Source organism: Exiguobacterium antarcticum DSM 14480 (assembly GCF_000685865.1).
Taxonomy (GTDB): domain Bacteria; phylum Bacillota; class Bacilli; order Exiguobacteriales; family Exiguobacteriaceae; genus Exiguobacterium_A; species Exiguobacterium_A antarcticum.
On the sequence record NZ_JMKS01000003.1, the window covers coordinates 1,397,708 to 1,411,285 of the forward strand.

General features: G+C 47.1%; 12 protein-coding genes. 5 read left to right on the forward strand and 7 right to left on the reverse strand.

Annotated elements, in window-relative coordinates; genetic code table 11:
- The 7 genes from noc to rpmH form a co-directional block, all read right to left on the reverse strand.
- Entirely contained in the window at positions 1–834 is an 834-nt protein-coding gene (gene noc / locus P404_RS0108005; RefSeq protein ID WP_014971742.1) for a nucleoid occlusion protein, read from the reverse strand.
- Between the two features lie 49 nt (positions 835–883).
- Positions 884–1,600: a 16S rRNA (guanine(527)-N(7))-methyltransferase RsmG gene (gene rsmG / locus P404_RS0108010; protein WP_026830488.1), complete on the reverse strand. Its 717-nt coding sequence runs from the start codon at positions 1,598–1,600 to the stop codon at positions 884–886.
- Between the two features lie 5 nt (positions 1,601–1,605).
- Positions 1,606–3,492 (reverse strand): tRNA uridine-5-carboxymethylaminomethyl(34) synthesis enzyme MnmG, encoded by a 1,887-nt coding sequence (gene mnmG / locus P404_RS0108015; RefSeq protein WP_026830489.1) that lies wholly within the window; start codon positions 3,490–3,492, stop codon positions 1,606–1,608.
- A 42-nt stretch (positions 3,493–3,534) separates the two neighbouring features.
- Positions 3,535–4,917 (reverse strand): tRNA uridine-5-carboxymethylaminomethyl(34) synthesis GTPase MnmE, encoded by a 1,383-nt coding sequence (gene mnmE, locus P404_RS0108020; protein WP_026830490.1) that lies wholly within the window; start codon positions 4,915–4,917, stop codon positions 3,535–3,537.
- Between the two features lie 149 nt (positions 4,918–5,066).
- On the reverse strand, positions 5,067–5,921 hold the full coding sequence (gene yidC, locus P404_RS0108025; protein WP_014971746.1) for a membrane protein insertase YidC: 855 nt from the start codon (positions 5,919–5,921) through the stop codon (positions 5,067–5,069).
- 99 nt (positions 5,922–6,020) lie between these two features.
- Entirely contained in the window at positions 6,021–6,371 is a 351-nt protein-coding gene (gene rnpA / locus P404_RS0108030) for a ribonuclease P protein component (RefSeq protein WP_012371909.1), read from the reverse strand.
- Between the two features lie 168 nt (positions 6,372–6,539).
- Positions 6,540–6,674, reverse strand: coding sequence for a 50S ribosomal protein L34 (gene rpmH / locus P404_RS0108035; RefSeq protein WP_012371910.1), 135 nt, complete (start codon positions 6,672–6,674; stop codon positions 6,540–6,542).
- Between the two features lie 734 nt (positions 6,675–7,408).
- On the opposite strand from rpmH, the gene dnaA reads away from it, so the two are divergent.
- The 5 genes from dnaA to gyrB all read left to right on the forward strand — a co-directional run bounded on the left by dnaA (position 7,409) and on the right by gyrB (position 13,556).
- Positions 7,409–8,794 (forward strand): chromosomal replication initiator protein DnaA, encoded by a 1,386-nt coding sequence (gene dnaA / locus P404_RS0108040; RefSeq protein WP_014969059.1) that lies wholly within the window; start codon positions 7,409–7,411, stop codon positions 8,792–8,794.
- 186 nt (positions 8,795–8,980) lie between these two features.
- On the forward strand, positions 8,981–10,114 hold the full coding sequence (gene dnaN / locus P404_RS0108045) for a DNA polymerase III subunit beta (RefSeq protein ID WP_026830491.1): 1,134 nt from the start codon (positions 8,981–8,983) through the stop codon (positions 10,112–10,114).
- Positions 10,115–10,254: 140 nt separating this feature from the next.
- Positions 10,255–10,476 carry a S4 domain-containing protein YaaA gene (yaaA, locus tag P404_RS0108050; RefSeq protein ID WP_012368917.1) on the forward strand — a complete coding sequence of 74 codons (222 nt, stop codon included), beginning with the start codon at positions 10,255–10,257 and terminating at the stop codon, positions 10,474–10,476.
- Position 10,477: 1 nt separating this feature from the next.
- Positions 10,478–11,632 carry a DNA replication/repair protein RecF gene (gene recF, locus P404_RS0108055; protein ID WP_014969061.1) on the forward strand — a complete coding sequence of 385 codons (1,155 nt, stop codon included), beginning with the start codon at positions 10,478–10,480 and terminating at the stop codon, positions 11,630–11,632.
- 10 nt (positions 11,633–11,642) lie between these two features.
- Complete coding sequence (gene gyrB, locus P404_RS0108060) at positions 11,643–13,556, forward strand: DNA topoisomerase (ATP-hydrolyzing) subunit B (RefSeq protein ID WP_201770341.1); 1,914 nt, start codon at positions 11,643–11,645, stop codon at positions 13,554–13,556.
- Positions 13,557–13,578: the final 22 nt, after the last annotated feature.

Sequence of the window (13,578 nt, forward strand, 5' to 3'; positions counted from 1 at the left end):
TTACGGACGTGCCTTCACGATGCGGATCCGCACCTCGACATATTCTTCACAATCTACTTCTTCCTTTTCGACCAGCAATCCGGTCCGTTCAATCATATCGACCGAATCCCGAATCGTATTCAACGCAATCCGTGTATCCCGCGCAAAACTTTTATGACGCTTTTTAGGGACCTTCGGGGTCAGTAATCGTTCGACACGTTGTTCCGTCTCCTTGACGTTCCATTCCCGTTCGATGATTTCAAGTAAGACCTGGGTCTGTAAATCCGTTGCTTTTAATGGCAGAAGGGCACGGGCATGCCGTTCTGTGATCTTTCGCTGTTTGAGTGCCTCGCGGACGACGTCCGGCAAACGGAGTAAGCGAAGTTTATTCGCAATCGTGGACTGACTACGTCCGAGTCTTCTCGCCAACACTTCCTGTGTGATGTCTTGCATCGCGAGTAAGCGGGCATAGGCTTCTGCTTCTTCGATTGGTGTCAGCTCTTCACGTTGTAGATTTTCGATGAGTGCGAGGGCAGCCGTCGTCTCGTCCGTCATCTGCTTAATGATGGCGGGAATCGTGTCCCATCCGAGCGATTGCACAGCCCGAAAACGTCTTTCCCCGGCGATGATTTCATACCCTTCGCCTTGTTTTCGGACGACAATCGGTTGCAGTAAACCATGTTCTTCAATCGTGGTCGCTAGTTCGGTAATCCGTTCCCCGTCAAAGACGGTCCGCGGTTGGAACTGGTTGGCGACCAATTCCGTTAACTTCAACTCACGGACGGTATCTTGTGGATCTAGCTCTAGGGAAACGGTTCCTCCCTTACCGAGCAGTTTGGCAATTGCATTCTTCACGTTGGTGTACCTCGCCTTCATCAGTCATCGTTTCACGTGAAACGGTGTGTTAACCTAGTGGGTCTTTCGCCGGTGTACCTGCTTTACGCGGATATTTCCCGGGTGTTAATCGTTTTTTGTCGACAATAACGATATTACGCTCACTTTCCTCACCTGGCAATTGGAATTGGAAACTTTCCCGCAAATTCCCACCCAACACTTTCAAGGCAGTTGCGCCTTCTTCCAGCTCTTCTCCCAGTTTGGCGGCTTTCAAGGCGACGAATTGTCCGCCTACTTTGGCAAGGGGCAAGCAGTATTCCGCAAGGACCGACATCCGGGCGACGGCACGTGCCGTCACGACATCAAAATGTTCCCGGAATTGTTTATTTTTACCGAATTCTTCCGCACGACCGTGATGGAAGGCAACTCCTTCAAGACCCAGTTCCGTCGCCAGCATGTTCAAGAATCCGATTCGTTTATTCAACGAATCGATGATGGTGACTTTGAGGTGTGGGAACATGATTTTAATCGGGAGACTCGGGAATCCGGCACCGGCACCGACATCACAGACGGTTTCGACTTCTGTAAAATCAAAGTAAAACGCCGCTGTGATCGAATCGTAAAAATGTTTCAGGTACACATCTTCTTCCGCCGTAATCGCCGTCAAGTTCATCTTTTCGTTCCATTCGACGAGTAGTTCATAATACCGTTGGAACTGTTTCAATTGGTGCTCCGAGACGTCAAGCCCTTGTTCCGCTAATGCTGTTACGAATTGCTGTTGATTCATCTGATTCACTCCGCAGTCAATGCGTATTGGCCTTGTTCGATGTAGACAAGCAAAATCGAGATATCAGACGGATTGACGCCTGAAATACGTGAGGCTTGTCCAATCGAGAGCGGACGCACTTGGTTTAGTTTTTGTTTCGCTTCCATCGCAAGACCACTGATCACATCATAGTCAAGACGTTCAGGAATCCGTTTTTTCTCCATCCGCATCATCCGCTCGACTTGATCCAGCTGCTTGTCGATATAACCCGCATATTTGACCTGGATTTCGACTTGCTCGGCTGCTTCCGGTGAAAGTGCGACTGGTGCTGGCGTCATCTCGGCAATCATCGCGTATGTGATTTCTGGACGTTTCAGTAACGTGATGGCATGCAATGCTTCTTTTAACGGGGAGACGCCGATTGCCGTCAACTGTTCATTGACGTCACTCGTTGCCTTGATGACAACTTTTTCAAGACGTTTCATTTCCCGCTCGATTTCTTGTTTTTTCTCCGCTAATTTCGCATGGCGGGCCTCAGTGATCAGTCCCAGTTCGTGACCGATATCCGACAAGCGTAAATCGGCATTGTCATGACGTAACAATAACCGGTATTCGGCACGTGATGTCAACAGACGGTATGGTTCATTGGTTCCTTTTGTCACGAGATCATCAATCATGACGCCGATATAGCCTTGGGAACGTGACAGGATGAGCGGGTCTTTTTGTTGGACCTTGAGTGCCGCATTGATACCCGCCATGATACCTTGTCCGGCTGCTTCTTCATATCCGCTTGTCCCGTTGATTTGTCCGGCTGTAAATAATCCGGCGATCCGTTTCGTCTCAAGTGTCGGCCAGAGTTGTGTCGGCACGACCGCATCATATTCGATTGCATAACCGGGACGCATCATTTCCGATTTCTCAAGACCTGGAATCGACCGTAAGATATCGTGCTGGACGTCTTCCGGCAGACTCGTCGATAATCCTTGGACGTAGACTTCTTCCGTGTCACGACCTTCTGGTTCTAAGAAAATCTGGTGACGGGGTTTATCACTGAACCGAACGACCTTATCTTCGATCGACGGGCAGTAACGGGGACCCGTTCCTTTGATCATCCCGGAGAACATCGGTGACCGATGAAGATTCGCATCAATCAACTGGTGCGTATATTCGGTCGTATACGTCAACCAGCATGGAATCTGTTCTGTGATCATCTGTGTTGTTTCATGGCTGAACGGCAAGGCAACCGCGTCACCTGGTTGAATCTCGGTTTTCGAATAATCGATTGTTTTGCCGTCGATTCGGGGTGGTGTTCCTGTTTTGAAACGGGCTAATTCAAATCCGAGTTCCTCCAGATGTTTCGAAAGATTGACCGAAGGCATCTGATTGTTCGGACCACTCTCATACGACAATTCGCCGATGATGATTTTTCCGCGCATGAACGTCCCGGTCGTAATGATGACCGCTTTCGCCCGGTACTCTGCTCCTGTATTCGTGACGACACCCACACACGTCTCGTCTTCGATCAATAGTCGTTCGACGAGGGCTTGACGCAACAAGAGATTCGGTTCATCTTCGAGTGCCTTCTTCATGCGGTTTTGGTACTCGAACTTATCCGCTTGTGCCCGCAGTGCGCGGACGGCTGGACCTTTTGAAGTATTGAGCATTTTCATTTGAATATACGTCGCATCGATGGCACGTGCCATTTCTCCACCGAGTGCATCGATTTCCCGGACAACGATTCCTTTTGCCGGACCGCCGATCGACGGATTACAATACATGAATCCGACCATATCGGGGTTCATCGTCAACATGACAGTCTTCGAACCCATTCGAGCGGCAGCGAGGGATGCTTCAATTCCCGCATGACCCGCTCCGATGACGATGACGTCGAATTCACCTGCTTGATAAGCCATAACTGTGGTTCCTCCTTTTAAAAATCAACAACCTACTATCTATTATTTACCTAAACAAAATTGTGAGAACAATTTATCGAGCAAGCTGTCTTGCGCCGTATCGCCATTGATTTCTCCGAGCGTATCCCACGCACGGCGTAAATCGATCTGTACCATATCGATTGGCATCGATGCTTCCGCTGCACCAAGGGCATCTTCGATCATCTGACTTGCTTGTTTGATCAACTGGATATGACGGGCATTCGAGACATACGTCATGTCCTGCCCCTCGACTCCTTGTTCAAAGAAGAGGGCCGCGATTGCTGCTTCAAGATCCATGACCCCTGCTTCTTCCAGCAGGGACGTCGTCACGATCGGACGGTCATCTGCCAACTGTTTCACGCGCTCGAGATCAATCTGTTGCGGTAAATCACTTTTATTAACAATGATGATGGCGTTCATCCCACGAATCGCCTCGAATAACAGAACATCTTCTTCTGTCAGTTCATCGTTCCCGTTCAGGACAAGTAAAATCAGATCGGCGGAATTGAGTGCCTGCCTTGACTTCTCGACACCCATCCGTTCGACGATATCTTCCGTTTCCCGAATCCCGGCCGTGTCGATCAACTTTAGTGGAACACCACGGACATTGACGTATTCTTCAATCGTATCGCGGGTCGTCCCGGCGATGTCGGTGACGATCGCTTTTGCTTCTTGCACCAATGTGTTGAGCAAGGACGATTTCCCGACGTTCGGTCGTCCGATGATCGCTGTCGATAACCCTTCTCGGAGGATCTTTCCTTGGCGCGCCGTTGCGAGCAATTCCGTTAAGATCTGTCGTACTTCTCCTGCATTCGTTTGCACGATTTGTTGTGTCATCTCTTCCGCATCATATTCCGGATAGTCGATGTTCACTTCAATCGAAGCAATCGTCTGTAACAATTGTTCCCGTAAATCTTGGACCAGTTTCGAGAGACGTCCTTCGATTTGACCGACGGCGACGGTCATCGCCCGGTCTGTTTTGGCACGAATCAAGTCCATCACGGCTTCCGCCTGTGACAAGTCGATCCGTCCGTTCAAAAAGGCACGTTTCGTGAATTCGCCGGGTTCTGCTAATCGCACATCTGGTTGCTCCAGAATCAATTCGAGTACACGGTTGACGGCGACGATGCCTCCGTGACAGTTCAATTCCACGACATCTTCACGCGTAAAGGTTTTCGGAGCCCGCATGACACTGACCATCACTTCATCGACGACTTGTTCAGTCGTCTGTTCGACCAATTTACCGTAATGGATCGTATGCGTCGGGACGTTGTTCAAGCGGTTCGCGCCACGGTAGACACGATCGGCTGTTGCGACCGCCTGTGGACCGGACAAGCGAACAATCGCAATCGCTCCTTCCCCCATCGGTGTTGAAATCGCGGCTATCGTATCAAATTCCATCATCTGTTGTTCACACCTCGTTTTCTGCAAGCTTTTCTATAGTTAATGTTCAGGAATGATATAAATGGGTATAACGTGACAACTATACACGAAATAGCCCAAAAGAAAAAGAGCGACACTCTGTAAAAACGGAGTATCGCCCTCATTTGTGATTAACGTTTCTTTTTCGGTTTCTTTGGAGCAGGAGCTGCTTCAGCCGCTTCTTTTTCACGTTTTGAAGCAATTGTTGCTTCCGTCTGCACTTTGATCTTCTCGCGCATCGGTTTCATGATGACGATTGTCACGATAATGGAGAAGATATAACCAACGACCCAGTAGAGAGACAAGGCAGATGGTAACGTCACACCCATGACGAAGATCATGACTGGGAAGACATACAACATGATTTTCATCTGTGGATTATCGTCTTGACCGGCCATCGAGATTTTCTGTTGCAAGTACGTAAAGACGGCTGACAAAATCGGCAGGATGAAAAGCGGATCCGGTTTTCCGAGATCGAACCAGAGGAACGAATGTTGGAAAATCGCCGGCGTATAGATGATCGCATTGTAGAAAGCAATCAAAATCGGCATCTGAATCAAGATTGGTAAACAGCCGGCAAGCGGATTGACGTTGTGTTCTTGATACAGCTTCATCATTTCTTGTTGCAATTTTTGCTGTGTTTCTTGATCTTTCGAACTATATTTCTCACGAAGTTTCATCATTTCTGGCTGAATGACTTGCATACCACCCATGCTCTTCGTTTGTTTAATCATCAACGGTAAGATGACCAGACGGACGATCAATGTTGTGATAACGATCGCAATCCCGTAATCTCCATTAAAGTACTCAGCAAATTTACCAATCAACCATGCCATCGGCCAAACAAAGTAGTGTTTCCAGAAACCTTCTGTATCAGCGGTAATCGGTTCACCGGTCCCGTATGTTCCAGGGGTACAACCAGATAGAACGATTGCGAGTACGGACATCAGCCCAAGCGTCAGCCAAATCTTAGTTCTCTTGTTCATAATTCCTCCTAGTAATGTTTACACGTGGTCGGTCCTCGTATTTCTATATGATAGAAGTAGGCGAGCGGCCGCTACAAATCAACAGGATATACTGCACGTTTATTTAACTTGTCGCTTCCAGACACCAGAACGTTTAAAGACGTGGCGCAAACTGTCCGCGACTTCTTGAGCAGTCATCTTCGCAGCCGGATTGCGCGCGATGATCACAAAATCATAATTCGGGGCAAGCGACGCTTCATGAAGCTGACAGGCTTCGCGAACGTAACGTTTGACTTGGTTGCGAACAACGGCGTTCCCGATTTTCTTACTCACCGATAAACCAATCCGAAAGTGAGTCTGCTGCTCTTTTTTTAGTGCATATACGACAAATTGCCGATTTGCGACAGAGGCTCCTCGAGTAAACACCGCTTGGAACTCCTTGTCTTTCTTGACGCGGTATTCCTTTTTCACCTTGATCACACCCCATCCTGACATCACGAAAATTCGTCGTCTTTCATCATATCATAGAATAAACCTGCTCTGCGAGAGTCGTCTTGTGACAAAAACACGAACATCCTAAAAAACAACAAAAAAAAGATCACTCCAGGCATCGCCAGAAGTGATCTCATCATCGCTCGATTATACAGTCAAGGCTTTGCGGCCTTTAAGACGGCGAGCAGCCAAGATCCGGCGGCCACTCTTAGTTGCCATGCGCGCACGGAATCCGTGAACTTTTTTGCGCTTACGGTTGTTTGGGTTGAAAGTTGGTTTCATTAGTCTGCACCTCCTTTAAAAATACTCTATAAAAATCATCGTTTTCTACTTTAAGGCAGTCTTGTATATTATATAAATCAAAAGTGACCTTGTCAATGAAAGTTCATAAGAATTATCATGAGCCTTTTCAGCAATCATGAACGCGATTCATGGAAATAGAATTCACCAGCCTGTTTCATATCATACGATATCGTTTGCTTCGTAAGACGGATCAAGAACTTCCTCGTTTAAACTATCCACAGACTTATCCACACTATCCACATGTTCCGTGGATAACTTATCACTTTGTCTACAATAGTATTTTTTAAAATCAACGTCAAGGTCTGTTTCCGGATTTTTTTTGCACAACTTCTTTGATTTTGTGTATAACTTTTTTGAACGCTTCCTCTTTCGAAAAGTTATACACATCTTATCCACAACTTATCCACACTATCCACAGCCTGTGGGTAACTGCCTGTGTATATGTTGATTTACTTGTGGATAAATCGTTCTAACCATTGCCAGACCCCATTTCATTTGATACACTAATTGTGCATAACATGAACGTAAGACAAATTGATTCTTCAAGTTATACACAGCCTGTGGATAACTTTATACACAGAAATCAACCCCTGTGGATAACGTTATCCACAGTTTTTATGTTCTGGGGATAAGTCGTGTTTCTTCATTAAGTTAGTCCTGTGTATAAACCTGTGTATAATTTTTTATATTATGATAGAAAAAGGGGGGTATTTATGAAAAACGCTGCCGAACTTTGGCACAATGTATTATCTGTAATCGAGGAAGAACAACGTACCCCAAAAGCCAGTTACGACATGTGGTTAAAGTCTACAGAAGGAGTCACGCTGAATGGAACGACCTTGATCGTCTCCGCACCAGCAGCTTTTACAGTAACTTGGTTAGAACGTCAGTACTTATCTCTATTAGAAGATACCGTCGAAGAAGTGACAGGAAGCCGGCTTGATATTCAATTCATCGAGGAAGGTCAAGCAAAACATATGCTCGATCGTCAAAATGAGGAAGTAATCGAAGCAGCTCCACCAACAAAAGTCCCAAAGAAACGTACACCGACGGATGAGCTCGTCATGAGTGAGCTGGGACAACTCAATGCCAAATATACCTTTGATACGTTCGTCATCGGGTCGGGCAACCGCTTTGCCCATGCTGCCTCTTTGGCCGTGGCAGAAGCACCGGCTAAAGCCTACAATCCACTTTTCATCTATGGTGGGGTCGGACTTGGAAAAACGCATTTGATGCATGCGATCGGTCAGTACGTCCAAGATCAAAAACTCGGTACCAAAATTGCTTATGTTTCATCGGAACAGTTTACAAACGACTTCATCAATTCGATTCGTGATAACAAAACGGTTCAGTTTCGGAACAAATATCGGAACATCGATGTTCTATTAATAGATGATATTCAGTTTCTTGCCGGAAAAGAACAGACGCAGGAAGAGTTTTTCCATACTTTCAATGCGTTGCATAACGATCAGAAACAAATCATCATCTCAAGTGATCGTCCGCCTAAAGAAATCCCGACGCTCGAAGATCGACTGCGTTCACGCTTCGAATGGGGACTGATCACGGATATCACGCCACCGGATCTTGAGACACGGATTGCGATTCTCCGAAAAAAAGCCAATGCGGAACAATTGGATGTTTCCAATGAAGTCATGCTCTACATCGCCAGCCAGATCGATACGAACATCCGGGAACTTGAAGGCGCCTTAACCCGTGTCATTGCTTACGCGAACCTTGTCGGGCGAACGATTGATCCGAATGTTGCTGCCGAAGCTTTGCATAACATCATGCCTGCGAGTGAACCCCGCAAAGTGACGATTCGTGACATTCAAGAATCGGTCAGTAAACACTTTAATCTGCCGTTTGATGATTTAAAAGCTAAAAAGCGAACGAAGTCGATTGCTTTCCCCCGTCAGATTGCGATGTACCTGTCACGGGAAATGACAGAAAGCTCCTTGCCGAAAATCGGTGAAGAGTTTGGGGGGCGTGATCACACGACCGTCATCCATGCCCATGAGAAAATCAGTACACTCGTCAAATCAGACGGAGAAACGGGAAAAGTCATCGAACAAATCAAGCATGAATTGAAACATTCTTAAACCTGTGGATAAGCTGTGGATAAAAGAGGCTAGTTATCCACAAGTTATCCACAAGCGTTTTGGCTCTATACCAAGTTATCCACCGACTTATCCACACTATCCACAGCCCCTAATACTATTATTAAAAAAATATATTATTATGTTATGATGATGTAACGCCCATTTTGAGAGGAGCTTAACGACAATATGCATATTACAATTCAACGTGATACTTTAATCCAAGCAATTCAAGATGTAGCAAAAGCCGTTTCATCCCGAACGACGATTCCGATCCTGACAGGAATTAAACTCGAGGCTCATGGAGATGGTATGACGCTGACAGGAAGCGATACAGAAATCTCGATCGAACGGACGATTTATGCGGAAGAGAACGGTACGTCGTACGTCACGGTCCATCGTGCAGGAAGCGTCGTCTTAAACGCCCGCTTCTTTGGAGATATCGTGAAAAAGTTACCAACGGATGAAGTGATCCTCGAAGTCTCACCGAACTTCATGACACGGATTCAGTCCGGTACGGCAGAATTCCATTTAAACGGACTCGATCCAGATGAGTTCCCGCGTCTTCCGCAAGTCGATGGCGGACAACAGTTCCGTTTACCAGCAGACTTATTGCGGTCAATGATTCGTCAAACGAGTTTTGCCGTCGCAGTACAGGAAACACGTCCCGTACTGACAGGTGTCAATTTCTCGGCGGATAAAGACATCTTGACGTGCGTCTCGACGGACAGTCACCGACTGGCGTTACGCCGCGCACAATTTGAGACGGATCATGAAATCTCGTTCCAGAACGTCATCGTTCCAGGGAAAAGTTTAAACGAGTTATCGAAATTACTTAGTGATGGTCATGTCGATATCACGATTACGAATCAACAGATCCTCTTTAAGATGAAACATGTCCTATTCTTCTCGCGTCTGCTTGACGGCAATTACCCGGATACGTCCCGTCTGATCCCGGAAGAGTACCGGACTGCTGTCCGAATGAACGCAAAAGACTTGTTGCAAGCGATCGATCGCGCATCTTTGCTCGCACGTGAAGACCGCAACAACGTGATCAAGTTCGCGGCGGAAGGGACGACGGCTGTTGAAATCTCGTCTCATTCACCAGAAGTCGGTAAAGTATCGGAGCAGGTCAGCATCTTGTCACTTGAAGGAGAAGAGTTAAAAATCTCGTTCAATTCGAAATACATGATGGACGCCTTAAAGGCACTGGATGCGACGGATATCGAAATCCAGTTCACCGGTTCGATTCGACCGTTCATCTTGCACCCTGTCGATCAAGACAATGTCTTACAGCTGATCTTACCGGTTCGAACGGCATGATTTGCACCCAAGGAACAGCCTCTGTTCCTTGGGCTTTTTTTGAAATCCGTATATACGTTCGTTCATTTTGCCAAATCGCGAGTTTTTTAGTACAATAAAGAGTACGTCATTTATAATATGTAGGTAGGAGGAGTCAAACCATGAATCAAATCAAGATTTCAACAGAATACGTCACATTAGGTCAGTTCCTGAAACTTTCAGATATCATATCGAGCGGTGGACAAGCCAAACCATTTCTCGCTGAGGTACCCATTCTCGTCAACGGTGAAGTCGATCAGCGACGTGGTCGTAAACTACGGGATGGAGATGTGATTGACGTAGAAGATTACGGTCAGTTCATCATTAAGAACGAGGGGAACTAACGTGCGACTCGATTCGGTCCGACTCAGTCATTATCGCAACTACGAGTCGTTGGAATTATCTTTTTCAGAAAAGACGAACGTTCTGATTGGGGAAAACGCCCAAGGGAAAACGAATCTGCTTGAAGCCATCTATGTACTGGCTCTCGCCAAGTCCCACCGGACGACGCACGACAAGGAATTGATCCAGTGGGATGCGGAGACGGCGCGGGTGGAAGGACGGATTCATAAACGTAGAGGATCCCATTCACAGGAAATCGTCATTTCAAGTCGTGGGAAAAAGGCGAAGTTGAATCATCTCGAGCAACGCCGCCTGAGTGATTATGTCGGGGCATTGAACATCGTGTTGTTTGCGCCAGAGGACTTACACATCGTCAAAGGTAGCCCGCAAATCAGACGTCGCTTTTTGGATATGGAAATTGGTCAGGTCAGTCCGGTCTATCTACATGAATTAAGTCAGTATTTAAAAGTCCTCAAACAACGTAATGCGCTGTTGAAACAGTTGTCGATCAAAGGTGGAGATGAGACGTTCCTCGATGTCTTGACGGAGCAGATGATTACGCTTGCCGTTAAAATCGTCCAGCGCCGCCATCACTTCATTGCCCAGCTTGAAAAATGGGCACGTCCGATTCATGAAGGAATCAGTCGCGGACAGGAAAAGCTCGTCTTGATCTATCGTTCCGATACATTTAGCAATGATTTGCTCGATGTCGAAGGAATGACTGCTTCTTATACGCAGAAGTTTGGTAAAATGAAGACAAACGAAATTAGAAGAGGTGTGACGCTGTTCGGACCCCATCGCGATGACTTTGAAATGGAAGTCAACGGAAGGAATGTCCAGACATACGGTTCACAAGGACAACAACGGACGGCGGCACTCTCTTTGAAATTAGCAGAGATTGAATTGATTCATGAAGAAGTGGGGGAATATCCGTTGCTACTTCTAGACGATGTCTTATCCGAGCTCGATGATCATCGTCAAACCCATTTGCTCGATACGATGCAACAAAAAGTGCAGACGATCCTGACGACGACAAGCGTCGATGGAATTGCACACGAAACGATCAAACAGGCAAAGTTGTTCCACGTGAAACAGGGGGCTGTCATTTTGGAAGAGACATCATACAAAGAAATAGTAGGTGAGAAAACCGATGAGTAATCATGAAGATATGGAAGTAGAACAAGGGTACGGTGCCGATCAGATTCAGGTGCTTGAAGGTCTAGAAGCCGTTCGGAAACGTCCGGGTATGTATATCGGATCGACTGCGTCGAAGGGACTTCACCATTTAGTCTGGGAAATCGTCGATAACTCGATCGATGAAGCACTCGCAGGGTATTGCGATACGATTAAAGTGACGATTGAATCAGGGAATTCGATTTTAGTCGAGGATAACGGACGGGGCATCCCGGTCGATATTCAAGAAAAGATGGGACGTCCGGCAGTAGAAGTCATCTTGACGGTCCTTCATGCGGGCGGTAAATTCGGCGGCGGCGGATATAAAGTATCCGGTGGTCTACACGGTGTCGGGGCATCCGTCGTTAACGCGCTCTCGACGAAACTGGAAGTTTTCGTCAAGCGGAATGAAAAGTTGTACTACCAAGCGTATCACCGTGGTGTACCGGCTGAAGATTTAGCGGTCATCGGTACGTCAGAAGAGACAGGAACGATGATTCGTTTCTTCCCGGATGATGAGATTTTCCAAGAAACACTCGAATACGATTATGATCTGCTTGCGACACGCTTACGTGAGCTGGCATTCCTAAATAAAGGACTGACGATTCAGATCACGGATGACCGTTCTGATGAACCGATTACGCGTAGTTTCCATTACGAAGGCGGAATCAAGTCATATGTCGAGCATTTAAACCGTTCGAAAGAAGTCGTTCACGAAGAGCCGGTCTATGTACACGGCAACCGCGACGGCATCGAAGTCGAAGTGGCGTTACAGTACAACGATGGATTTGCAGCAAACATCTACTCGTTTACGAACAACATCCCGACGCATGAAGGTGGGACACACGAAACCGGTTTTAAGACCGCGTTGACACGTGTCGTCAACGACTATGCGAAAAAGTTTGGTTTGATGAAAGATGCAGACGGCACATTGTCTGGCGAAGATGTGCGTGAAGGGATGATAGCGATCGTCTCGATCAAACACCCGAATCCACAGTTCGAAGGACAGACGAAAACGAAACTCGGCAACTCCGATGCGCGGACTGCTACGGACACGCTATTTTCTTCGGCATTCGAGCAGTTCATGATGGAGAATCCGACGAGTGCCCGTGCAATCGTCGAAAAAGGAATGATGGCGTCTCGCGCCCGAATGGCTGCGAAACGTGCGCGTGAATTAACACGGCGTAAAGGCGTTCTCGAAGTCAGCTCACTTCCGGGTAAACTGGCCGACTGTTCGTCACGTGATGCGACGATCTCTGAAATCTATATCGTTGAGGGTGACTCAGCGGGTGGTTCGGCAAAATCCGGACGTGACCGTCACTTCCAGGCGATTTTACCAATCCGAGGTAAAATCTTGAACGTCGAAAAAGCACGTCTCGACAAGATTCTTGGCAGTAACGAAATCCGGACGATCATCACGGCGCTTGGGACGAGTATCGGTTCTGAATTCAACATCGAGAAAGCCCGGTATCATAAAGTCATCATCATGACCGATGCCGATGTCGATGGTGCCCACATCCGGACACTCTTATTGACATTCTTCTATCGCTACATGCGTCCCCTTGTCGAGCATGGGTATGTCTACATCGCTCAGCCACCGCTTTACGGCATCAAACAAGGGAAAAACATCACGTATGTGCATAACGAACGTGAACTGAACGAAGCATTAGCAGCACTTCCAGAAAATGCACGATACGACATTCAGCGTTACAAAGGTCTCGGTGAGATGGATCCGGAGCAACTGTGGGAAACCACGATGGATCCAAGTGGTCGCCAAATGCTCCGTGTCGAGCTTCAAGATGCGATCGAAGCAGATGAGGTCTTTGATATTTTGATGGGAGACCAGGTAGAACCACGTCGTGACTTTATCCAGTCGCACGCACACTATGTGAAGAACTTGGATATTTAACGTTGAATAGAGAGGGTGGCCA

Bases quoted from the DNA above. Each gene is read 5' to 3' on its own strand.
- gyrB (WP_201770341.1), top strand. From the start codon at position 11,643: ATGGAAGTAGAACAAGGGTACGGTGCCGATCAGATTCAGGTGCTTGAA.
- yidC (WP_014971746.1), bottom strand. From the start codon at position 5,921: ATGAACAAGAGAACTAAGATTTGGCTGACGCTTGGGCTGATGTCCGTA.
- yaaA (WP_012368917.1), top strand. From the start codon at position 10,255: ATGAATCAAATCAAGATTTCAACAGAATACGTCACATTAGGTCAGTTC.
- mnmE (WP_026830490.1), bottom strand. From the start codon at position 4,917: ATGATGGAATTTGATACGATAGCCGCGATTTCAACACCGATGGGGGAA.
- dnaN (WP_026830491.1), top strand. From the start codon at position 8,981: ATGCATATTACAATTCAACGTGATACTTTAATCCAAGCAATTCAAGAT.
- rpmH (WP_012371910.1), bottom strand. From the start codon at position 6,674: ATGAAACCAACTTTCAACCCAAACAACCGTAAGCGCAAAAAAGTTCAC.
- rsmG (WP_026830488.1), bottom strand. From the start codon at position 1,600: ATGAATCAACAGCAATTCGTAACAGCATTAGCGGAACAAGGGCTTGAC.
- dnaA (WP_014969059.1), top strand. From the start codon at position 7,409: ATGAAAAACGCTGCCGAACTTTGGCACAATGTATTATCTGTAATCGAG.
- mnmG (WP_026830489.1), bottom strand. From the start codon at position 3,492: ATGGCTTATCAAGCAGGTGAATTCGACGTCATCGTCATCGGAGCGGGT.